A 22,857-nucleotide genomic window follows, 5' to 3' on the forward strand; every position below is an offset into this window, starting at 1 on the left:
CCTCAGGCGAGGGGTCTTTCTGATGAATATAGCTTAAGGATAAACGCGATCCGGCTTGACTTGTTCCCAAGTTTCAGCACCATCGGCATTTCTGCTGTAATCATGATTGTTGGTCGCTTCGAGCACGTCCGCGTAATACCACTTGTTCGGCGTATTATCCGGCCACGCTTTTGCAGCCTTATGAATGCCTTCGGCTTTGACCTTGCGGTTCAATACACTGTTGATGAAAGCCATCGCTTCCGCACGAGTGATGTATTGATCCGGTTTAAACGTGCCGTCCGGGTAACCTTTGATCCAGCCTTTGTTGGCGGCAGATACGATGTACTTTTCAGCCCAATGGCCTTTAATATCCGAGAACGTCGCATTTTCCTGCTGATCCAAATCGTCAAATCTGGAAGCAATCGCCGCAAACTCCGCTCTAGTGATCGAACGGCCCGGTTTGAAGGTTCCGTCCGGATAGCCGGTGATGATGCCCGCATTTTCCATCGTTGCGATGTTTTTGCTGGACCAACGCGTAGCAGCCACATCTTTGTAAGAGCTGGTGCTCTTCATGTAATCGCTGCGCGTTGCGTCATCCATCAATCGGTAGAAGATGGCCGCAACCTCTTCGCGGCTAATGTTGTTTTCCGGTTTAACCATGCCGTCGGGATACCCGTTGATGTAGTTGAAATGGTTGGCCGTATCCAGCTTCGGAGGCGCAGGCGGCAATGGCGGCACAACAGGCGGTGCCGGTGGCAGCGGCGTTACGCTGCCGGAATTGCCCGAGGACGATCCCGGATTGCTCGGGCTCGGATCGACAGGCGGCGTTACCGGACTGTTTTTCGTATAGTAGAAAACGAATTCCTGGCCGTCTTTATCTTCAAACTGATATACGACGGAAGACTGCACTGGCGTATAACCGGATACAGGGACAGCCGTCAATGTTACGGTGCTGCCGGCTTTTCCTTTCAGAACGGTCGAAGCTGCCAGTTCGGCGCCTGTTCCTTGTTCCAGATACTTCACGGTGACCGCTTGGTCTTTTTCAACCGGAGCGGTATCCGGGATGAAATAAACGATCAATTCCTGGAGCGCTTCTCCGGTGAATCGGTACGGATACTCGGCTTGCTCCGGTTTGTAAACCGCTCCGCTGACAGTGATCGGATCCGGTTTGATCGTGATGGCTTCATCAGGTTTTCCTGAATACGTCTTTTGCCCCAATTCCTCATTCGTTAACTTGTTCAGGAATCTGACCAGAAGCTGCACAATCGTCTCGTCTTGGCCCTTTTTGTAATATACGGTATATTCCTGCTCCGGAGCGTCGGTAATGAGATACTCATGGTTGATTTCCAAAGGCGAATATACGGCGTCGACAACAGTGATCGGTTCTTCGCTCCACCGCAGCGTTTCTCCAACTTTGCCGGTCAGCGTCGTTGTTTCTGCGATCCGATCGTTCGTCTCTTGATCGACATGGTGGATAGATACGGTGCGTTCCTCGGGTTCAGAAACTTGTTTCTTGTAATAGAACACATATTCCTGGTTGTTCTGGGACGACACCGGATATGAAACCTCAGGTTTTTCCGTTACGTAACCCTCGATGTTCGGAGCTTTAAGCAGCACTTCCTTGCCTACCTCGCCTTGCAAAGTGGCAGGTTCCTGCAGCTGCCGATTCGTTCCTTCTTCAAGGTATTTCACGGTAATCGTGCGCATTTCAGGTGCCGGTTTGTCTGCTGTGTAGTAGATGACCACTTCTTGTTTTTCGTCAGCAGTGAATTTGTACGCAACTTCCGGTTTCACTGGCGTATAGCCTGTGATCGAAGGCGATGTCAGCGTAATTTCCTGATCCGTCACGCCTTCTTGCGTTGTTGCATCTTTAATATCCTTGTTCGTATCCTGGTCTACGTAACGGATGGTTACCGTCTGCTTATCGGCCGTGTAGTACACGGTGTGCGATTGGTCTTTATCCGCCGTGAAGGTATACGTTTCGGTTCCTTCTACTGGCGTGTAGCCTTCAATCTCTTTAGCCACGTTGACTTTTTCGCCTTGATGGCCTTTGTGAGTTGTCGGGTCTGCGAGTTCTTTCTCCGTGCCTTGTACCAGATGTTTCACCGTTACCTGCTGCTCAATTGCTTTATAGTAGATGGTGACTACTTGTTTTTCGTCAGCAGTAAATTTGTACTCGACTTCCGGATCTACTGGCGTATAGCCCGTGATAGCAGGCGCTTCGATCGTGATAGACTGATCCGTCACGCCTTCCTGCTTTGTTGGCTCTGAAATTTCCTGATTCGTATCTTGGTCTACATAGCGGATCGTTACCGTTTGTTTATCCGGCGTATAGTACACGGTATGGGATTGCTTTTCATCCCCGTTGAACGTATACGTCTCGGTTCCTTTGACCGGCGTGTAGCCTGGAATCTCCAGAGCAACGTTGACTTCCTCGCCAGTAGGGCCGCCTTTGATCGTTGGCTGAACCAATTCATTGTTCGTGCCTTCTACCAAATGCTGCACCGTGACCTGTTGTTCGGTGGCATTATAGTGAAGGACGACTTCCTGGTTTTTCTCAGCCGTAAATTTGTACGTCCGGCTTGGCTGTTCCGGGGCATAACCCGGAATGGCAGGAGCAACGATCGTGATGGTTTTGTCGGTCGCGCCTTCCTCGGTTGCGGGAGCTTTAAGTTCCTTGTCCGTGCCTCTTTCCAGATATTTGACGGTTACCGTCTGCTTATCGGCCGTGTAATAGAATGTGTACTCTTGGCCTTCTTTGCCCGTAAAGGTATACTTGTCGCTTGCCTTTTCAGGGGTATACCCAAGCACTTTCTTCGCTTCAAGCTCAATCTGCTTGCCTTTGAGTCCCGTCACGTCGGTTGGCTCAGCCAGCGCTTTATTCGTCTCTTTGTCCAAATACTTGACCGTTACGTGCTGCGCTACCGCCTCCATGAATCCGAACCATACCGTCGGGGTGGGCTCTTTCATGGTCAGTTTCACGCTGGTAGGGTTGTCACCTGCTTCGAGCTGGTAACCTTCAATAGTCGGTGCATCCACAGAATACGTATTGCCGATGTCCAGCGCTTCTTTGCCATCCTGCGCAAAAGCACCGCTATAAAGCTGCTGTGCAAGCTCCGGTCTTTCGACCACCGCGCCCTCGGCATTAACCGGCTGACCGTCCGCATTTACCCGGTAACCTTTGACGGTGATCGAGCCCTTGCCGTAGCTTACTTGGGGAACCGCGAAGTTCTTCTTCACGTTGTTCCCATGGATGTCGGTATAGTCAATCGTTGTTGTTCCATTCGTTGGATACAGTGCATTTGGATCTGGATGTTTCGATTGATCCATTTTGACCCTGTAGGTCAGCGTAGCCGGAGAGCCTTCAATGATGTTTCCGGCGTCCCATTTAAAGGTTTCGGTCTTGTCGTCCCATGTAATGGTTCCTTGCGAAACCGTCGGTTTGCCGACCAAGTCGAACATGTCGCCCATAGGGTCGGTAACGATTGCTTTCTGGGCAGCGTAAGCGATCTGTCCGGACAGCTCGGAGAACACCTTGCCCAAATCCGCGCTGTTGGATGAATAATAGCCTTTATTTTGAACATTATTCAGCACGTATTTGGCATCTGGATCATTCCCGACTTCAAGGCCGATCGAATAAATGCCGATGCCGCCGTCCCAAGCGAGTTTTGCTTCGGATAAAGCGGCGATGCCGTTGTCTTCCACTTTCTTGCCGTCGACGGTATAAGCCTGAGTCCATCCTAAGTCATAGCTCGACCCGCTTCCAAGCACCTTACCGTTATAGTTGAAATCATACAAAGTAAAGTTGTACTTCTTTTCCGGCCAATTGTATGCTGCGGCATGCGATGCCTTATAGCTGTAAGTCGGAGCGCCGTCGCTCAACAACACGATGACTTTGTTTTGCGCCTGACTTCCGGCCAACATCCCGCGCGCTTTATTTAAACCCGCCTGGATGTTGGTGCCTTCATTGCTGACTGTGATTGCATCGATCACTTTCTTTAAGCTGTCTTTCTGGCCATATCCTGCGAAAGAGGATTTCTCGCTGGCCGTCTTATCGAAAGTCACAACCGCGATTCTCGTCGTCGAATCTTTAATCAGCAGATTGTCGACGAACTTGTTCGCCGCAGTCTTTGCATTGGTCATCCGCTTTGATTGATCCATACTTCCGGAACGGTCGATGACCAGCACGACATCCGAAGTCGTTTTGATGTTCTTCCCTTCGACGGTCAGCGTAATGTCCCACTGACCTTGCCCTGCTGGATCAGCCTTCTTAGTCAAATTGACTGCTCCGGGGTTGGGCCATATGAGATCGTTCGCTGCTGCGTATGTGGAGTTCAGGAATAGATTGCCCGGCAGGAATCCCAGGAACATCGACAATATGCACAGCCACGATACTACGAGTTTTAAGCCCCGCTTCATTTTCTCCTCCTTGGCTCTATTTGGATTGGTTCCCCGGAACACGAAAAAGCCCGGCTGCATCAACGAATGTGAAATGCAACCGGACGATCATAAGTCACGTGGACTGTTAGACTCCAAGGCTTTGCGACCTAATCTTTCGATTAGTGTGCCAAAGATATAAAATTGTCGTCATTGCAGATATACATAACGAACGGCGCCCATGTCCTTGGATTTGCCAAAAGTTAGTATATTAGAACTATTGACCAATATATACCTAACGAAATTACGTTGTCAATTACTTGGATGTGCACTTTCAAAAAATATTTTTTCAGGCCCCCTTCGCGTTCATTGATTCGGCACTCAAAGCGAGTCTAACTTCCGGGTATCGAAATTCGGGCATAAAAACCAGCATCGACTCGTTCATTGTAGCATGGACTTCTTTCGTCCCCGTCTCAAATCCGTCTCATTTTTTTCAAACGACAAGTTTTGCCTTTTTGCGCATCTTACCCCGGCTCCGGACCTCCGTTCCGAAGCTGTGCCGCCAGCACGCGCGCAAAATTGGCAACGGCTTTTTTCAGATGGCGGTAAAAGGTGGCCCGGCTCATGCTGCATTCGAACGCCGCGGCTTCCGGATTGCCGGCATGCTGCCAATAAGCGGCGTACAAAAGGAAGACGTACTCCTTGGTCGGCCCGTATTCGTCGGGCGTTTTCAAGAACCGGAGCATCCATCGCTGGAGCTCGACTCCGCTATCCACGCCGGGAAACATGCCGATATAATTCTCCAGTTCGACCGGATCATGAAGCGACAGAAGGATTTTTCGCAATTGCCTTTCTTGGTCCTCCGGGTTTAATGCGTGAAATACTTCCGCAAAAAGGGGCTCTCTTTCCGCGCTCCCTTTAAAAAACGAAAGCACCCAATTCCCGAAATTATCCGCGCGAAAGTCAAGCTCCAATATATGCGCCTCCGCCCAGGAAACGTCGCAATTCCGGGTTGCCGTCGGCCGCATGCGGAACCCGATGCCGCGCAGCTGCTGTTTCAGAACATCGTTGGTGGCTATAAGAACGGCGCGGCTGCCGTCGCCAAGCAGGGACAAATGGCCGAGCATAAGAAGCCCGATAATCTCTTCCCGAGAATACCCCGGTACGGCATTCGTGGCAGCCGCCAGCACAGGGTAATACGTATCCGCTTTGTCAGGCTCGCAGTTCCATTCCTCTTCCGGAAAGCATTCCGACAATTCGTGGGGAAAATAACGCTGGAGAAGCGTCCCCGTTTCATCATAAACGAGCATGATGATAAACATGCCCGCAGGCTTTCCCCGGTCGTCGCGCACGATCGCGATGCTCTCGGGAAAACGGACGGCCAGCTCGTCCAAAAACTCGTGATAGGTTCTGTGCATCGGCGGATCGATGCTGTAGGCGCACCATTCTTCCAGCATCTTGTGGAGATCAGGCAGGTCGGAGGCCGCAGGCTGCTCAAGAGGGGGGATCGAATCGCCCGAAAAATCGGCGTACCCCCTATCGGGCGACAACAAATCTTTGCTCAGCAGAAGCATTTGCGACGCAATGCCGCGGCGCTGCTTGCGGTCCGCCTGCTGAAGCCTCCGATGCAGCAGCTGCGCCGCGGAGCATTGCAGCTCCCGCAGCCGCTCCGGTTCACGTTGGCGAAAATCCCTTAGCAGATGCATTCTCGCCACATCGTGCAGCCCGAGTCCCCCTGTCCCGGAACGGATGAAGGATAACCCCGCGAGCTCGCGGAACTGCTGCAAAGTAACTTCCCTGCCCGTCAAACGGGACAGCATTTCCTGGTTGGCTTCGGGCAGAACCGTTAGGACGTCCACCATCGGCTGCAGCTTCTCCGAAGCCAGCTCGCGAAGCACGCGGGCGCTGATGGACTGCGATATGATTTGCTTCTCGGGACCGAAGGCATGATCTTTGATGGCCGCTTCCACGGACAAAGCCAAAGCCAGCGGATGGCCGTCGCTAATCCTTGCCAGCCTCCCGATGGCTTCATCCGGAAAAGTCCCGAAAGATTGGATATAGTCGATCATTTCCTCGTTCGTAAAATGCGAAAGCCGGAACTCCGTCAGTCTCGGCCCCCATACGGGATGGGTAATCCATGACAAAGGCAAGCGCGGCCGCGACGCGAGCAGAACCGCCACGCCCGCCGAAGGCAGTTTGGGCAAAAAAGCCTCCAGCAGCCAGCCTTCCAGCAGCGAAAGCTCCTCGAAGTTGTCTATAAACAACATAACCCGGCTGAGGACTCCGGATTTCGACAATATTTGCAGAGGGTTGGAACCGGCCGGCTCCAGCTGTTCCAGCGAGACGGCGGCCGACAAATTTTCCAAAAAAGACGCCGGCGTAGGCGTAAACGAGCGGCCATCCAACCACAGGCATGTACAACCTGCATCCTTGCCGAGCCCGGATAACCGGGACATTAAGGAGGATTTCCCGATCCCTCCCATGCCCGTTATGGAAAACATCCGGGTCGCCGCCGCTTCATCCTGAAGCCATAACGACAACCGCGACAGCTCCTCCGCCCTTCCTACAAAGCGTCCACCATCATCCGTCACCATTTGACGCGTTTTTCGCTCCATGATTTCCTCCGCAGTTCCGATCTTATTTTGTTTTTATTATATCGATGGGAGAAAATCCGGAATAGCCCATTTCATCAAAAAAGGAAAATAATTCATTGGGGAATTGGTATTTATATTTTTGGGGCAGCCGAAGAGTAGAACCGTTAAAACCTGATCCAGATCCCCGTTTTATCGTCCGATCGCTTAAAACGAGGGTAACGGATGCACTCCGGATCGTCTTGTTCCAAATCCAGCAGCCACTTTGCATAACCCTCCAAGCCTTCCGCAACGACGCGCCGCAGCAACCTTTCTTCCGGACTTCCGGTCTCGTCCTCCTGTACCGGCCACGGCTGCGGATAAAACAATCCGTCCGTCGCAAGCAGCAGACCCGCAAGTCCAATCCGGTTGATTTTGCCGTATTCCAAATAGTTATCCGCATCCGGTAAACCGTTAATCACGGAATATCCCTCGGGGGTGTTCATTTTCTCCTTGTTTTGAAGCAGCCGGGATTTGACCGTCTCCCAAAGCTCCTCCTTCGTATGTATGCCCTGCTCGATCCCTTGCTTCCAAATCGCCAGCGATTCCTCTCCGATATAGGCAACCTGGTCCCGCGTAAGGGTCCGGACGGCGCCGTCCCGGTACATGGCGATCACCATGCAGTCTCCCGCCTGAACGTATTCGATATGATGCTCCTGAATACGGATCGCCGCCAGCGCGGCGGTCCACAGCTCGCTTTTGCGGTCCGTCCGGATGCCGCATTCCCGCATTTCCTCGCCCAGCTTGGCGTTCGCCTTTTTCGCATGAGTCTCGAGGTCATGGCCATCTCCTACCCCCAGTTGATCAAAATACTTCTTGATCAGCTGCGAGGCAAGCCTGCCGCCGGTTTCGCCGTTTGCGCCCCGGTAAGGAATGAGCGACGTCGCCCCGTCGACAACCCCGTATATTTGCAAGTCTTGACGAAAAATGACGGCGTCTTCGTTCCACTCCCCCACGCCTTGAATCGAAATATGCCGAATGTCCATGAGAATTTCCCCCTCCACCCTCGTTGTTTATTGACCGGGTTGCTGCAGCGACTCGAACAACCTTTTCGTCTGCTGCGGATCTTTTTCGTTATAGTAAATCGTAACATCTTCAAGCTGGATTCGGATAGACGGCGGATTATTTTTGTAAACGTTTTGCCCACTTTTTTCAGCCGGAAATGCCCCTGGCATATTGATTCGTCGCTTCGCCGTTCGTTTTCGTCCCTCGGGAATCGCGTCCATCAGTTAAATCCTTGATATCCTCAAGATTAAAGTCAAAAGAGTACATCGGGCATCGAATATCCACCTTGCGCTCCTGCGATACGGTTAACGTCGGGGGAAGTCAGCTCCGAAAATACTTACCGTCGAGGTTGAGGTCGTTTGCTTAAGCGGGATTACGAAATATTCAGAAAACATTCAGAAGCATCATTTACATTTAGGGTTATGCAATAAATCTTCGAGAAAAAGGATCATTGCGTTCATAGAATGATAATTCCAATAACCCGCCAGAGACCGAAAAAGACTGTGCCGCAATGACCGGACCCGAAGGCACAAAAAAAAATCATAAGGAGGAAAGAGAACACCATGTTTCAGGCAGTCAAAATAAGGCCGCTTTTTCTCGTCATCTGCATGCTGGTTGCGACGCTGCAGCCGATGACGGCGGCGGTTCACGCCAGCCCCGTCGACAAATGGGTCACCTATAAGTTCGACGATTTCGGCAATGCAAAACAGGTCGGTTTATTTGAATTGAACGGGAAAGCGCAAATTACGAAAGACTCGAAAAACCGGCAAATACTTCGCCTAACTGAGGCTAAAAGCAACCAATTCGGCACCGCCTTCAACAAAAACCTCATTGCGGCAGGCAATCATTATTCCTTCAGCACGTTCTTCAAGTTCCGCTTAAACGGAGACGATCACAAAACTTCACCGGCAGACGGCATTACGTTTACGGTTCAAGCCCAATCGAACAAAGCAGGCGCAGTCGGCCAAGGCATCGGTTACGGTGGAATTGAGCCAAGCTTCGCCATCAAATACGACACCTACCAAAATGGCGGCAAACCAACTTACGATCCTTCCGACAACTACATCGGCCTTGCCGTAAACGGCAGCGTGAACAACACCAACCCCAAATGGTATACAACCCAGCTGAACAACATCAAACTCTCGGGCGGTCAGGATTTGTATTCCTGGATCGACTACGACGGCGCGAACAAGGTCGTCAAGGTCTACCTCAGCCAAGGAGAAACGCGGCCTTCGACTCCTGTCCTCGAGACGCATGATATTGACCTCGATGACATTTTCAAGGGATACCCCGGCGTATATGCCGGATTCACGTCGGCGACGGGCGGATCCATGGAAACCCATGATATCATTTCCTGGTATTTCACCAACTCGCTCGACCCGGTCGACGTAGGAAATACCGATTATGTGTACAAGCAGGCGCCTACGGACGTCAAAATTCAGTTGATCCCTACAGGCGATCCCGGAAAATATGTGGTCATCGGAACAGCGCTCGACGTCAACGGCGATCCGGTCGAAGGAGCTCCGATGCAATTCTATTCCGAAGAGGGCGTTCTGGCCTCGCCTTCCCAGTCGACCGACGCGTCCGGACAAGGCAGGACGATTTTGGACTTCGGCACCGCCGTTCCAGGCGGGGAAATCAAGGTCACCACGGTCGGAGGAGCTTATGCCTCCATTCCGAAACCTCCTGTTCTGGAAGCAGGAAAATCTCCGGATACGGCTACGACCTTAACATGGAACACCGTCACGGGCGCCACCTACTACAACGTGTATAAAGACGGCATCCTGCTCAGTTCAAACATCAAAGCTCCAACCTACACCCTGACCGGTACGGATTTGGACGATAAATCCACCTATACGGTTTCCGCCGTTTTCCAGAACAGCAATGGACAATATACCGAAACCCTTCCGTCCAATCCGGTCGTCATCGGCCTGTATTTGGATCAAAAAAATTATGAGCTGAACACCAATCCCGCCAAACCGAATTACCAGCAGCAGACGGTAGTCACCTCGGTGTATTCGGGCGGTACATTGGACGTGACGTTGGACGGAACGACTTTTAAAATCAAGGATTCTTCCATAGCGTCCGTTGATAACGAAGGCAAGATCACGGCCGTCGGTGCAGGAACAACGGTCATCGAAGCCACGTATAAGGACAAAACCGTGCAAGCCGTCATCAACGTCATGATCGACGCCCCGGTCATGAAAGCCGAAAACGTCACTTCCACGGGCGCCGAGCTCATCTGGAATGAGGTTCCGGGCGCACAATGCTACAATATCTATGACGACAGCGGCAAACTTGTAGCCAAGGACATTAAAGGCAACCATCACGCTTTGACGGGATTGCAGCCGGGAACGACGCAATCTTATACCGTTAAAGCGGTCAGCAACGGAATCGAATCCGCCCCGTCGAATCCCGTAACCGTCAACACGTTGGCTTCGGGTCTGCGCGACCTGCTGATCGATCCGGCAATCGTCATCCTGCAACCCGGAGATAAACACACGCCAAAAGTAACGGCGATTGCCTCGAGCGACGAAAGCATTCACGATGTCACCGGAAAAGCGATCTACGTTTCTTCCGACGAGAAGGTTGCAACCGTCGACGCAAACGGCGTCGTTACGGCGGTCGCACCTGGAACGGCTGTCATCACGGCAACCTATGACGGTAAAAGCGTCACCGAAACCGTCTATGTTCAAAACGAAAAACCGGCTTATACGCTGGATCTCGGCGTGTCTCCGGACCATGTGCTGGCAGACGGGAAAACATCCGTGACCGTGTCGGCCAAAGTGACGGATTCCGAGGGCAAGCCTGCCGCCAATGTGCCGGTTGAAATTACCCTTGAATCCGGAAAAACCGATACAGTGATAACGAACGACGAAGGCATTGCCGTTTGGAAGTATACTCCGGGTCCATTAACCGGTACTACGCCTAAACACGACACGATCACTGCGAAAATTTCGGATAACGGCAAAGATATTCAAAAAAGCGCAGGCATCGATTATTTCCCTGCCGCGATTGACGGGTTCATTACCGATCAGGTAACCGGCAAACCGATAGCAGGGGCGACGATCGTCGTCAAAGCCGATTTCAACCAAGACGGCGTGATCGATTTTGTGACCGAAGCGAAGACGGACGACGATGGATGGTACCAAATTGCCGTACCGCGCGGAAATTATCCGTATACGCTGGAGATCAAAACGCCGGTTCAGGTTGGTAACCAGCAAGTCGCGTTGACTCAGACAAAAACGGTTGATGTGGGCCCGATTCAGCCGGGGCAAATCGTTAAGCCGGACAACGCGCTGAACGGACAGCTGTTTGTCGCTCAGGCAGCCAACGCCTCTTCGGCTCCGACCCTTGGCACTCTTCTCGGAGACGGCGAAGGCTACGCGATCGTGAAAAGCTTGGACGGCAGCGGTAACGAGCAAAAAGTCCGCATCAACGAAGACGGAACATTCTCTCTGAACCATGTGGGGCCGGGCAAATACGAAGTGTCCTATCAGCTGAAGCTTGCGGACGGCACCATACTCGCCGGTCCTTCCGCCATTGTGAACGTGGATATGACCAAAGAAGGGCAAACAGGCATCGTGTACTCCCTGATCGACCCGTACGGCGTCGTTACCGATGCCTCGACAGGCAAAGTGCTGGGCGGCGTGGAGGTACAGTTGTACTGGGCGGATACGCCTGCCAATCAACGTAAGGGGCGGGTGCCGAATACGCCTGTATCCCTTCCGGCATTGGCGGGATTAACCCCGAACCAAAACGCCAACCCGCAGTCTACCGACAGCGCAGGCCAATATGCCTGGATGGTATATCCGGAAGGCGATTATTACATCGTTGCAAAAAAACCGGGCTACTACACGTACGATTCCAGACAGGCCAAACCTAACGTGCCTGCGAACGGATCGGACAGCTACATTCAGGACGGCATTATTTACGTAGGCCAAAGCATCGTCGCTTTCGATTTTGCCATGCAGCCGCTGCCTTCAACCGGAACAAACTCCGGATCGGGATCGGGTTCCGGTTCGGGTACAAGCACGCAAAACCCAAGCCCTTCGCAGGGCGAAGTATCCCTGAACTTGTCCGTTGACCAACAACAGGTTAAAGAAGGCGGCCAATCGACCATTACCGTTGACTATAACAACTCGACGGCATCTGCCGTTAACGGGGCGGTCATTCAGGTGACTATTCCCGAGGGAGCCGAGCTTGTCGACGCGGGCGGCGGAAAGGTTGACGGCAAAACCGTAACCTGGAACCTTGCCAGCTTACCGGCCGGCGGCAAGGGAAGCTTCAAAATTGCAGTTAAATGGGGAACGATCAGCTCCGAGCAGGCGCAATATGAAATTGCCGGCCAGCTCGTGTTCGGCGGCAACAGCAAAAAAGCTTCAGCTCAAGTCCAAGTGTTTTCGGACCGGTTCGGGCAGCTGAAGCATCAACGCTACATTCTCGGTTATCCGGACGGCAAATTCCATCCTGCCGGCTCCCTGAGCAGAGCGGAGCTTGCAGCGATCGTCGCCCGGCTGTCGGATCAAACGACAGGCAGCCCGGCAACGTTCAAGGATATCCGAAAAGGACACTGGGCGACAAACTACATTCAGATTGCCGTATCCCAAGGCTACTTCAAAGGGTACGCGGACAACACGTTCCGGCCGGATGCCCCTGTGACGCGCGGCGAACTTGCTTCCGTGCTGGCGCGTTTACTGAAGCTTGACCAAGCGGCTGCCGTCAACCGCCACTTCTCGGATCTTGACGGCAGCTGGGCCGCTTCGTCCATCGAAGCGCTGTACCGGAACAATTTGCTCTCCGGTTACCCGGACGGCACGTTCCGGCCGAACCAAAAGATTACGCGGGCAGAAGCCGTAACCTTGATCAACAAAGCATTGTATCGCGGACCGCTCACAGGCCTTGATCCGGTATTCCCTGACGTAAGCCAAAGCTTCTGGGGCTTCGGGGATGTGCAGGAAGCGACCGTATCCCATGAATCCGTCCGTGACGAGCATGGCGCGGAGATTTGGAAAAAAACCCTTACGGATAACGTGAAATAAAGGATTTGCGAGCAGTCCGATCTCACGGCTCAAGGAGGCGGCATTGCGCCAGCTCCGCGTAGCCGTCAAATTACACACAACAAGCCCTCCCGCTTCCGGTAAAGGAAATCGGGAGGGCTTGTCTATGTTCAAAAGCACCCCGTGTCAGTGCCTTGGCAACGCTTCTTCGGCCGCCCTCGGGATCATATTTTTCCGCCGGAAGACCGACAGCAGCAGCCCAACGGCTGCAAAATCAAAGACTTGCATCATATTGCTGTATCCCATAAAGGGCAGCACTTCACCGACAATAGGGACGATGCCAAAGGACATGAGGATCGGCCACAACATCCGGATGGCGAAAAGGCTCGTGAACCCGACCAGAATTCTCTTCGCATATTCGTCTTGGATGAGGGCGTTCATTTTCCAGAACCGGGCGATAAACCAAACGACCAGTCCCGCGATGAGTATGCCGAATCCCCAGCCGAAGCAATAAATCAGATACGGGAACAAGGAGTCGCCGTACGCATAAGGGAGCGTGTCAAGCCGCGCGGCAAAACCATGTCCGAACCAGCCTGCGGAATGAATCGCCGCTTTGGTTTGTATCAATTGATAGCTGTCTTCCCCCACCGGATATAGGTAGGCGTGAAGACGATGATATAATTGCCCGACTTGGGTAAGGGCAAATATGTATAAGGACAACAGCGGAAGGGCCAGCAATAAAAACTGGACACCGTTCCTTTTGGTCATCCAAGTCAGCACGAAAAAGGACGCCAGATAGATGCACCCATAAAACCAGGAAGCCCCTTGGCAGAACAATAAGACGGGAATCACTCCCCTGCCGATCAGCTGAAAAAGATGTTCCACTCCGCGCCACTCTTTGGCCTGCTTCATCCCCGCCAGCGCCAAGATAAGAATCGGAAGCGAGATCGCCATCATATTGACGCCAAAATTACCGAACGCAAGAAATACTTTCCTTCCATTAAGTTCGATTCCTTCATATAAAGTAAACAACATCAGAAGCAACATCCCGTAAAACAGCGTTGCGGAGTGTTTTTGTATTTTTCGGTAATCGACAAAATAAAAGGCCATCAGGCAAACCATGCCCATAAGGGTAAACAGCACTTTTCTCTCGAAAAGCGCACCGCCGAATTGAGGGTACATTCCCGATTGCTGGACGGTAAATACTCCGAAGATGCCTATGAGCGCCATAACCGCTATAATAACAAGGATCTTCCATTCTACTGCCGGCTTGTGCGCCCGGTGCAAGTTGCGTCCAATCTCATTCGGGTCCCCCATCTGGCGGACCGCCTCCGCGGCAGCTTCTTCTTCCGGCATTCCTTTCTCAAGCAGAATCTCCATTCGGTCAGCTACATGGGACGAAAGCTCCTCGCGGATAGCCGCATGCAGTTCCTTGGCGCGAACGTGTTTGCATACTTGGTTCAAAAAAGCGGCAATAACCGCATGTTCTTCAGGCTGACGCACGATGTTCCCTCCCCTATGACCCGGTCCACCGCGGTCCGGAATTGTACCCACTCTTGCGTTTTTTCTTTTAATTGACTCCGGCCCTGATCCGTAATCCGGTAATACTTGCGCTTGCGCCCCTCATGCGTGCTCCAATAGGCATCCAACCAGCCTTCGGCCTCCAACGTATGCAGGATAGGGTATAACGTTCCTTCCTTCATGGAAAATACCCCTTCCGAACTTCGTTCGATCTCTTTGATCAGCTCATAGCCGTACATCTCTTTCTTGTTCAACACCGTGAGCACTAAAATAGCCGTGCTGCCTTTCAGCAGCTCTTTATTGATTGTCATGGCAGTCTCCTCAATACATAGATTTACGATGTATCGTAATGCTATGTATATGAGTATATGAAAATCACATTCGGAAATCAAGAGCTTTTGAAGTTTTTTCAGTACTGCTGGCGGCAAGGATGTACTTATGCCAACTCTTATTACCTGATCTTTATTGCAAGAGGCGGCGGAGATTTTCGTCGTAGTCCGAACGATCGGATCAAGTTCAGAAAATATTCAGATGCTTCCTATATACTGTCTCTTGTTACTCACTTCTTCCTCAAATATATGCTCGCACGATCATGGCAAACCCGCTTGAAAAACGGGGACGCAAAGCTATAGGGGCTAAAGGATTTGCCATTGAAGCAAATGTCCATGCCAGCCAGCTGCCGAATGCGACGGAAATCTCCGTCTTATTCAGCATGCCATGCTGCTTGACGGAGGTTTTTTCTTTTTCCTTCAATCCGGAAGGAAGGCAATACGAATAAAGGTGGAATCAGGATGAGGGCTTTACTAGTCGACGACGAGCCGTTAGCTCTGGAATATCTTAAAAAGAAACTCGAATACGATATTGGCGGCGTGAACATCGTAGGTTTATGTTCCAACCCGTATGATGTGGTCGAAACAGCGGTAAAAGAGCGGCCGGACGTCGTGTTTCTCGACATCCATATGCCGGAGATGAACGGCCTCGAGCTTGGAGAGCAGCTGCAGGCGGCGGTGCCGCGCATTGAAATCGTATTTATCACCGGTCATGACCAGTATGCCGTGCGCGCCTTCGAGCTTTATGCGCTGGACTACATCTTGAAACCCGTACGGATGGACCGCCTGCGCTTAACGGTGCAGCGATTGCGTGATAAATTCCAGGAAGGTCCGGATCATTCGGAAACAGCAAAAACCCCGTTATTCCTATGCTTTAATCAACTCCGGTTCCAGCTTCCCGGCATGGAGCCGCAGACGTTAAAATGGCGCACCAGCAAAGCGCAGGAACTGTTCGCTTATTTGCTTCATCACCGGGAGCGAACGGTCGATCGCGACACGTTAATCGAGCTCCTGTGGCCCGACTTTGAAGTGTCCCGGGCAACGCAACAGCTGTATACGACCATCTATCACATCCGCCAAACCTTGGCCAAGGCGGGTTTGACCACGGTCCGCATCATCAAAGGAGAGCTTGAAACCGGATACCGCTTGACCATCGGGGGAGCTCAGGTGGATACCGAGGAATGGGAGCAGCGGCTTAAACGATTAGGGGCTATAGACATCACAACCGTAGGTGAGCACGAACAGGTCATGGAGCAGTTCGCAGGAAACTATCTCGGAGAGTATGAATATCTGTGGGCCGAATACGAACGGGAGCGAATTCGGCTCTTATGGCAGCAGCACGCGGAAAATCTGGCCCGGTTTTACATGCATCACGGCAACACGAAAGCGGCGATCGATGTCAATCGGCGCATTCAACGACAGATCCCCGACCGCGAGGAAACCTATCTGACCCTGATGAAGCTCTACGACGCCTTGGGCGACAAAAGCGGCGTGGAAGAACAATATTGGCTCCTTGCAACAAGAATGAAGGAGCTGGAGCTCGCGCTCCCTCCAAAAATCTCGGAATGGTATGGGCAATGGATACGTTTACGCTCCTCGGTGTTAGAGGAGGAAGCAACAATCCACTTCAAATCGATTGATTCAGCAGCGGACAAGTGATAGAATTTAAGTATAAAGAAACAAATTGTCGGCATACACTAAAAAGAGTCTTTGCCGCGGGAACGGCAAAGACTCAAAGGACAGAAAGGCTGTGGAACCCCACGGCGTGCTAAGTTAAACTAACTTAACGAAGAACCCACCGAAGGCGCTCAACCTTTAGCGGTGGGTTTTTCGCTTGTTTAGCTTCCGTTTGATCCATCGATAGAGCTTCCGAATACTAAACATCAGGCTTAGTAGGGAAGCGATCCATTTTAGGATATCAAGTAGCGTCACAAGCGCGGCCATGGCAACACCTCCTTCCGGAGTGTGCTACGCCGTGGCCGCTCCACCGCTTTAAGTCCTTTGTCTATTATATCATGAAATAACTGGGAATTTAGGCATAATTACGAGGTCATAAGATATATTGATAGAATGAGACAACTGCCAAAAATAGAGCCAATAGCGAAGTTGCACCATTGGCTCTATTTTCATAGTCTGCTCTAATAACCGCTTATCGAAATGTGGGATAACACCATAAATGCAGCGAGTCAGTCATTGGCGAAAGTTCAGGTCTGATTGCTGCATTTGTTCATCCAAAAGGAATGTTCTGATTCCATCACACGAAGTTACCAGGACGAAAGCTCCGTCCTTTTCCAGCTGTCTTTGGCAACGCAAACATAAACGTATTGATCGTCCCAAGCCATTTGCCCCTGACTGCAAGGTTCTTTGGAAGAAGCAGGCGTATGCTTTTCGCGGATGCGGAGCTTGTCCCCGTTCACGTCAAGTTTGGTGTCGGGCTCGTCCGTGCCGATCCCGATATTTCCGTCGCTCCGCTGCATGGTGAGTGCGGGATCAACCGCGTTGCCTTTGTCGTCATAACGGACGAACTGCAAATTGGCTCCCGTATTATCTCCCGCTTCTTTCGAGCTGTCCGCGCGGACGGCCCATCGTGGCGTCGTTTCATTATCTTGGCCGGCTACGCTGAACTGAAGGTCACGGTTCGACCCGGTTTCCCCTGCCACCCTCAAAATGCCGTTCATCACATTGAAGTTGGACGAATGGGTGCGGATTTCGCTGACGTCGGTGTCGTAGGGGATTTCCAACCGGGTGAACAGCTGATTCGCATATTGTCCCGTAGGCGACATTGTCGTCTCGAACGACATATGCTTATGATCATGCTGCTCCGGATTGTTCGCTTTGTCGTGGGAGATGATCGCGGTCTTGTCCATGCCCTTCTCATCGGCCCATACGATCGCGGGCTTGGCTCGATCCGCCGTCCATTGCAAACGGATCAGGTCGGACAGATGCCCCTCCTTCTTGATCCATTTCTGGTCGGTCGACAGAAGCAGATGCTCATTGTGCGGTATACGGATTTCGCTGCCGTTCTGCTCGGATTGCCCCAGCGTCACAGCTTTGTCCGATTCCTGGTTCGAAAAACCGGTGCCCAACAAACAAATGCCTCCCAACATCACCGCTGCCATCATGGCCTTTGACAATTTCATGTTTTCCCTCCGTTTTCCGTATGTTCTTATGCTCAGTCGTTTTAACGAAAAAAGACTTGGCCTGATCGTATATAAACATCGCCCGGCGCACAACCCATTTCGCGGAATGTCCCGGAAAAACGATTCTTTTCGCCTAGCGTTTTGCCGCAATGGCCGCCGCAGCGGTTCCTACCAAAGTTGTGCCGTACTTTTGGCCCCCTGCTATATGAAAAGACGCCGAAAATATATTTTCGGACTCCGATGCGCGATGCTTTCATTTTTGGCGATTTTCAGATAACCTCTTATTATCGAGAAATGATATCGTCTTCCCATAAGGAGGTCACCCGCCTTGAAAATCAGCGAACTTGCCAGCTTGAGCCAGGTCAGCATACGGTCGATTCGGCATTATGAAAATAAAGGCCTGCTAAAGGCCGACAGGCTGGAAAACGACTACAGGGATTTCAGCGAATCGGCCGTAGAACGGGTCAAAGCCATTCGGCTATACTTGCGTTTAGGACTCACGACCGATGAGATCGGGACATTGTTTAAGACGGAGGTAGCCGATCCCGACGAATATGAATATTGCGAGGAAATGTTGGCGACCTATCACGAGAAGCTCAGCAACGTAAACGGTCAAATCGAAGCTCTGCAGCAATTGAAGGGGCTTTTGGAAAAACAGATCGCGAATACGGTGCGCCGAAAAAAACAACCTATTCAGGACGTCCAAGGATCATGATTTCGCTCCGAAGGCGTCTTTTTGCTATTTTGGGCGTTGACATTACCACTAGCGTCATCCTTTACGATGGATGTGAATTCATTTCGAAAGGGGTTTTGACGTTGGAAACCAGACATCGCAAAGGGGTGACCGTCATCGGACTGGGGCCGATGGGCCAAGCGATGGCGGGCGCGTTTCTTAAGCAAGGCTACGAGGTGACCGTGTGGAACCGAACCTTAAGCAAAGCGGATAAATTGGCGGCCCAAGGCGCGCTCAAGGCAACTACGGCCGAGGAGGCGTTGGCCGCGAACCCGCTGGCCATCCTCAGCCTGACCGATTACGACGCCATGTATGCCATCCGGGAGTCGGCGCAAGGGAGCTTAAACGGCAAAGTCATCGTGAACTTAAGCTCGGACACCCCGGCAAAAGCAAGACAAACGGCAGCATGGCTGGCGGGTTATGGGGCCGTGCTCCTCGCCGGTGGCGTTCAGGTTCCGCCTTCCGGAATCGGCACCCCGGGCTCATCTACCTTCTACAGCGGCCCAATAAGCGTGTTCGAGGCTCATAAAGAAACGTTAAACGTGCTGACAAGTACCGATTACCGCGGCGAAGACCCGGGACTTGCCATGCTGTATTACCAAATGCAGATGGTCATCTTTTGGACGTCGATGCTCAGCTATCTGCAGGCTCTTGCCCTCGCCAATGCGCATGGAATCACCGCGGAGCAGTACTTGGCTTACGCCAAAGAGAATATATTGTCTTTGCCTAACTTCATTGAATTCTATACGCCGCGGCTGGATGCCGGAGAACATCCCGGGGACGTGGACCGGCTGGCCATGGGGACCGCAAGCGTAGAACACGTCGTGCACACATTCGAAGACGCGGGGCTCGATCCTTCCTTGCCGGCGGCCGTACTGGGCCTCTTCCGTCAGGGCATGGAAAAAGGGCATGCTGCCGACAGCTTCACAAGTTTGATCGAAATCATGAAACAGCCGATGGCATAATATTCGGGGAAGCTCCTGACCTTGGGTCTGGGGCTTCTTTTGTGCTCAAGGATGTTCCCTTGTTTCTGCATATTGTTCTACAATTAAGCGTGCTGTTTCTTCAGCTTCATCTTCAAGAAATGGTTTATCATGAATCCATTGTTGGTAGTGGGTTAACTCATGGGCAAATGAATGAAGATAAGCAGCTAAGGCATCATCCCTACCGACTTCTGAATCTAATTCCTCAAAGTCTCCAGTTGCAATGCGTATATATGGTTCATCATTTTTATTATACGGCGCAAAGAATGATGCTGAAACTTTCTCTTTTAGCATAGTCATTATATAGTAGTCTTTTCGTAGATAGACAACAACTCTAATTGGAAATTCCATATTGCCCCTAATCCAGCTTGCAAACTCTAAGCATGCTCTTCTAACCTCAGGATGAACACCCGGAAGACTTCTTACTCTTAATCCAGTTCTTGTTTGCGTAATTTTCATATAATTTCATACACTCACTTTTTAATATTATCGCTCTTCTCGAAAATATTGTTCCTTTTAGAAACGATTCTATAAGAACCTTACCTTATGGACCAAATGTTCTTTGCCATTCCACTCTACAATAAGTTGTTCAACGCCTAAAATGGAAGTATCCGGTTTGTTCATTTGTGCTTGAATCCACTGTTTGATATTAAATAGTATTTGGCTGTTAAAATCATCAGCAGCTTGATCAGAATAATGTATTATTGATAGCGGAAAAAGCGAAAAATTAGTACTCCGATCCCTGTGATAAGAAACAGACGTAACGACAGTACCTTTGATACTGGGCATAGTAGAAGCTCTACTATCGAACTCAAAATTCCTTCTCAATCCAAAGAGGAAATTTATGGCTTCAAAATCGGTGAATACAGATCTGAGATGCCGTCTAGTAGTAGCGTATCTCTCATTTTTATTTAGATTGCGATAATAGTGGAATTTCATCATAATCACTCCTTGGCATCAGTAACCGGTCTTTCCCAGCCATTTGGAAGATATTTTGTCCGTTCGACGATAGCAGAATAAATATATACTAATTTTCACAAAAAACTAGTTGTAAAATATAACTGTAATCCTGCTCGAGGTACCATGCGGAAGGCGAACGTGAAAAAACGCCCTAAAGTCAAAAGAACCAGCCAACTGGGCCGGTTCTATCTATTCCTCTCTGAGTCATTCCGACAGCATGATGAGTTTTTTCTTACACTAAACGTCTCTCTTACGGCTCAGGGTTATCAAACCAGTAGTTCAAGATCCCGGCGGAAGGCTTTCAACGGCAGTAAAAAACACGTCGAGCAGTTCTTTACCGAACTCGGTTTTGACGTAAGCGGATATGCGGTCCAGCTCCTCTCTGCTGCCGTACTCCAAACATGGGCGCCCTTCGCACCACAACACCCTGCACTCAAAAGCCTCCCTTACGCGCTCGATCATATAATCCTGCTCACAGCCGACTGACATTGACTCCCCTCCTCTGCCATGCTTCACTTTGCTTCAAATTTTGCAAAGCGGCTCTCCTTATTATTCAAAATCCAATTTCCCGCTTCCTATGACATACATCACAATATGTTGGAGAAAACACGCGCTTGATCAAGCTTTCACGCCGCAATCCATGAATTTGAATTCAGCTCCTGCGGTTGGTAGAATGTACCTTTAAAGACTATATTTCGATAAAGGAGCGGAAATAATGACGACCCAACGGCAAGCAGCCATGCAGTCCATGATCGACTGGCTGGCGGATGAACGCGAACTAGGACGGGAGCCTAGCAAAATCGAACTTGCGGGAGAATTTGATTTGCACGGTATGCGCTATTACATATTCAAGTATAAAAAGACCCTGCTCGGAAAATGGCTGCTCGGCGTGTGCGGCGGCTATGAACATGACTTGGATACCGAACATTGCGGCCATGTTTTCAGCGAAATGGAGCCCTATGATCCTGCCACGGCCCAACAGGAGGCCATCGTCATGGTAGAAATGATCCGCGAGTTCTGGATGAAGCAGGCGGCGGCGCTCGAGGCGGAGCAAAACGAAGAACCTCAGGAAGCAACTCAAAATGACAATGGGGGTCTGTTTAACGGGTTCGTGCTGCTGGATTCGCCGGAATGCGACATGGAGCAAATCAAAAAGAATCTATGGGAGGATTGGAATATCTCCTGCCCGCAAGAAAGCGAGGAACATTCCAAGGAAGAAAAAGAAGGCATTCTCGTCTTCGAAACGGAAGGCTTCACCGTGGCGTTAAGCTTTGTCAATGCTCCCGTCCCGGATGAAGAAGCCGAACGCAACGCTAAGTGGAACTACCTCTGGAAAGACGCCGTGGAAAAAACGAAAACCCATGTGGCTCAAATCATCCTGGCCGTATTTACCCGCTCCGGTTCCCCGCTGGACAGCGGCAAATTATACGCCAAGATGGCAGCCAGCTGCTTGAAGCTTCCGAACGCGGTCGGTTTGTATTCCTCCGGCACCGTCTTTCAGCCCGAAATTTTCGTGGAATTCGCGGAACTGATGAAAACGGATGACGACTTTTTCCCGCTGCTGAACCTGGTTCATTTTGGCCTCGTCCGTTCGGAGAACGGCATCAGCGGCTACACCTTGGGATTGAAATCCTTCGGCAAGGACGAAATCGAAGTGCTGGACAGTGAGGTCTCCCCTTCCGAGCTTCGCGATTTTTTGATCGACATCTCCAGTTATATCGTGGAACAAAACGTCACGTTAAGAGACGGGGAAACGATCGGCTTCAGCGCCGAACAGAAGCTGCCCATCAACCTTTCGGAAGGCGTGTACGTCGAAGGCGACAGCCTTAAAATCAAATTTTGAGCCCGCTCCGGCATCCAAACATGTTGGCTTTGCACGATCCACATTTCATTTGGCTATCCAATGCATAGAGGTGCGATGGAAATTGCATCCTAAGGCGGTACGGATCTAAAACACAGGAGGTAACTTAGCCGAATGGATAAGGAACAAAACAAAGCTGAACAGGCCGAATGGCTGGATCGAACCACGAAAATAAACCGCAGCCAGGGCCCTGAAGCCGAAGACACGGAATTTGCCGAAGAACCCGGCAGCGAATTCCGTTCCGCATTTAAAAATCCGGTTACCGGCGAAGAACGTCTATATTAATCGCGCTCGATCCGGACAGCATAGGAGACTTCATGTCGGCGGTTCACAAAGGTT

Annotated in this window: 15 protein-coding genes and 2 riboswitches; of the genes, 6 read left to right on the forward strand and 9 right to left on the reverse strand. The window is 51.2% G+C overall.

Annotated elements, in window-relative coordinates; all coding sequences use genetic code 11:
• Positions 1-33: 33 nt before the first annotated feature.
• The 3 genes from GQY55_RS07180 to GQY55_RS07190 form a co-directional block, all read right to left on the reverse strand.
• Entirely contained in the window at positions 34-4,398 is a 4,365-nt protein-coding gene (locus GQY55_RS07180) for a MucBP domain-containing protein (RefSeq protein WP_160039606.1), read from the reverse strand.
• 71 nt (positions 4,399-4,469) lie between these two features.
• Positions 4,470-4,558, reverse strand: a riboswitch (cyclic di-GMP riboswitch).
• A gap of 322 nt (positions 4,559-4,880) precedes the next feature.
• Entirely contained in the window at positions 4,881-6,971 is a 2,091-nt protein-coding gene (locus tag GQY55_RS07185; protein ID WP_160039608.1) for a hypothetical protein, read from the reverse strand.
• 143 nt (positions 6,972-7,114) lie between these two features.
• Positions 7,115-7,972: a protein phosphatase 2C domain-containing protein gene (locus GQY55_RS07190; RefSeq protein WP_160039610.1), complete on the reverse strand. Its 858-nt coding sequence runs from the start codon at positions 7,970-7,972 to the stop codon at positions 7,115-7,117.
• A 582-nt stretch (positions 7,973-8,554) separates the two neighbouring features.
• On the opposite strand from GQY55_RS07190, the gene GQY55_RS07195 reads away from it, so the two are divergent.
• On the forward strand, positions 8,555-13,033 hold the full coding sequence (locus GQY55_RS07195) for an S-layer homology domain-containing protein (protein ID WP_160039612.1): 4,479 nt from the start codon (positions 8,555-8,557) through the stop codon (positions 13,031-13,033).
• Between the two features lie 144 nt (positions 13,034-13,177).
• Here the strand turns inward: GQY55_RS07195 and GQY55_RS07200 are convergent, their stop codons facing one another.
• Positions 13,178-14,494, reverse strand: a complete 1,317-nt coding sequence (locus GQY55_RS07200; protein WP_160039614.1) for an FtsW/RodA/SpoVE family cell cycle protein — start codon at positions 14,492-14,494, stop codon at positions 13,178-13,180.
• Positions 14,452-14,823, reverse strand: a complete 372-nt coding sequence (locus GQY55_RS07205) for a PadR family transcriptional regulator (RefSeq protein WP_160039616.1) — start codon at positions 14,821-14,823, stop codon at positions 14,452-14,454. The genes GQY55_RS07200 and GQY55_RS07205 overlap by 43 nt, the downstream gene beginning before the upstream one ends.
• A gap of 273 nt (positions 14,824-15,096) precedes the next feature.
• Positions 15,097-15,196, forward strand: a riboswitch (cyclic di-GMP riboswitch).
• A 107-nt stretch (positions 15,197-15,303) separates the two neighbouring features.
• Here GQY55_RS07205 and GQY55_RS07210 point away from each other — a divergent pair.
• The gene (locus tag GQY55_RS07210) at positions 15,304-16,500 is read left to right on the forward strand and encodes a response regulator (RefSeq protein ID WP_160039618.1); all 1,197 of its coding nucleotides are present in this window, start codon (positions 15,304-15,306) and stop codon (positions 16,498-16,500) included.
• Positions 16,501-17,105: 605 nt separating this feature from the next.
• Here GQY55_RS07210 and GQY55_RS07215 read toward each other — a convergent pair.
• Complete coding sequence (locus GQY55_RS07215; RefSeq protein ID WP_160039619.1) at positions 17,106-17,981, reverse strand: hypothetical protein; 876 nt, start codon at positions 17,979-17,981, stop codon at positions 17,106-17,108.
• Positions 17,982-18,309: 328 nt separating this feature from the next.
• On the opposite strand from GQY55_RS07215, the gene GQY55_RS07220 reads away from it, so the two are divergent.
• Together GQY55_RS07220 and GQY55_RS07225 are read left to right on the forward strand one after the other, a co-directional pair.
• Positions 18,310-18,696: a MerR family transcriptional regulator gene (locus GQY55_RS07220; RefSeq protein ID WP_160039621.1), complete on the forward strand. Its 387-nt coding sequence runs from the start codon at positions 18,310-18,312 to the stop codon at positions 18,694-18,696.
• A gap of 101 nt (positions 18,697-18,797) precedes the next feature.
• A complete protein-coding gene (locus tag GQY55_RS07225) occupies positions 18,798-19,679 on the forward strand; it encodes an NAD(P)-dependent oxidoreductase (RefSeq protein ID WP_268894995.1) in 882 nt (293 codons plus the stop codon).
• Between the two features lie 45 nt (positions 19,680-19,724).
• On the opposite strand, the gene GQY55_RS07230 is transcribed toward GQY55_RS07225, so the two are convergent.
• The 3 genes from GQY55_RS07230 to GQY55_RS07235 form a co-directional block, all read right to left on the reverse strand.
• Positions 19,725-20,156, reverse strand: coding sequence for a hypothetical protein (locus tag GQY55_RS07230; RefSeq protein ID WP_160039625.1), 432 nt, complete (start codon positions 20,154-20,156; stop codon positions 19,725-19,727).
• A 69-nt stretch (positions 20,157-20,225) separates the two neighbouring features.
• Complete coding sequence (locus tag GQY55_RS31260; RefSeq protein ID WP_212958128.1) at positions 20,226-20,636, reverse strand: hypothetical protein; 411 nt, start codon at positions 20,634-20,636, stop codon at positions 20,226-20,228.
• A 300-nt stretch (positions 20,637-20,936) separates the two neighbouring features.
• Complete coding sequence (locus tag GQY55_RS07235) at positions 20,937-21,146, reverse strand: hypothetical protein (RefSeq protein ID WP_160039627.1); 210 nt, start codon at positions 21,144-21,146, stop codon at positions 20,937-20,939.
• Between the two features lie 226 nt (positions 21,147-21,372).
• On the opposite strand from GQY55_RS07235, the gene GQY55_RS07240 reads away from it, so the two are divergent.
• Positions 21,373-22,500 carry a DUF4261 domain-containing protein gene (locus GQY55_RS07240; protein WP_201452107.1) on the forward strand — a complete coding sequence of 376 codons (1,128 nt, stop codon included), beginning with the start codon at positions 21,373-21,375 and terminating at the stop codon, positions 22,498-22,500.
• A 132-nt stretch (positions 22,501-22,632) separates the two neighbouring features.
• Positions 22,633-22,803 (forward strand): hypothetical protein, encoded by a 171-nt coding sequence (locus GQY55_RS07245; RefSeq protein ID WP_160039629.1) that lies wholly within the window; start codon positions 22,633-22,635, stop codon positions 22,801-22,803.
• Positions 22,804-22,857 lie beyond the last annotated feature (54 nt).

The sequence above is a fragment of the Paenibacillus sp. USDA918EY genome (assembly GCF_009870825.1).
GTDB classification, from domain to species: Bacteria; Bacillota; Bacilli; order Paenibacillales; family Paenibacillaceae; genus Paenibacillus_AQ; species Paenibacillus_AQ albilobatus.

Bases quoted from the DNA above. Each gene is read 5' to 3' on its own strand.
- GQY55_RS07210 (WP_160039618.1), top strand. From the start codon at position 15,304: ATGAGGGCTTTACTAGTCGACGACGAGCCGTTAGCTCTGGAATATCTT.
- GQY55_RS07195 (WP_160039612.1), top strand. From the start codon at position 8,555: ATGTTTCAGGCAGTCAAAATAAGGCCGCTTTTTCTCGTCATCTGCATG.
- GQY55_RS07185 (WP_160039608.1), bottom strand. From the start codon at position 6,971: ATGGAGCGAAAAACGCGTCAAATGGTGACGGATGATGGTGGACGCTTT.
- GQY55_RS07180 (WP_160039606.1), bottom strand. From the start codon at position 4,398: ATGAAGCGGGGCTTAAAACTCGTAGTATCGTGGCTGTGCATATTGTCG.
- GQY55_RS07190 (WP_160039610.1), bottom strand. From the start codon at position 7,972: ATGGACATTCGGCATATTTCGATTCAAGGCGTGGGGGAGTGGAACGAA.
- GQY55_RS07215 (WP_160039619.1), bottom strand. From the start codon at position 17,981: ATGAAATTGTCAAAGGCCATGATGGCAGCGGTGATGTTGGGAGGCATT.
- GQY55_RS07230 (WP_160039625.1), bottom strand. From the start codon at position 20,156: ATGAAAATTACGCAAACAAGAACTGGATTAAGAGTAAGAAGTCTTCCG.
- GQY55_RS07205 (WP_160039616.1), bottom strand. From the start codon at position 14,823: ATGACAATCAATAAAGAGCTGCTGAAAGGCAGCACGGCTATTTTAGTG.
- GQY55_RS07240 (WP_201452107.1), top strand. From the start codon at position 21,373: ATGACGACCCAACGGCAAGCAGCCATGCAGTCCATGATCGACTGGCTG.
- GQY55_RS07245 (WP_160039629.1), top strand. From the start codon at position 22,633: ATGGATAAGGAACAAAACAAAGCTGAACAGGCCGAATGGCTGGATCGA.
- GQY55_RS07235 (WP_160039627.1), bottom strand. From the start codon at position 21,146: ATGTCAGTCGGCTGTGAGCAGGATTATATGATCGAGCGCGTAAGGGAG.
- GQY55_RS31260 (WP_212958128.1), bottom strand. From the start codon at position 20,636: ATGAAATTCCACTATTATCGCAATCTAAATAAAAATGAGAGATACGCT.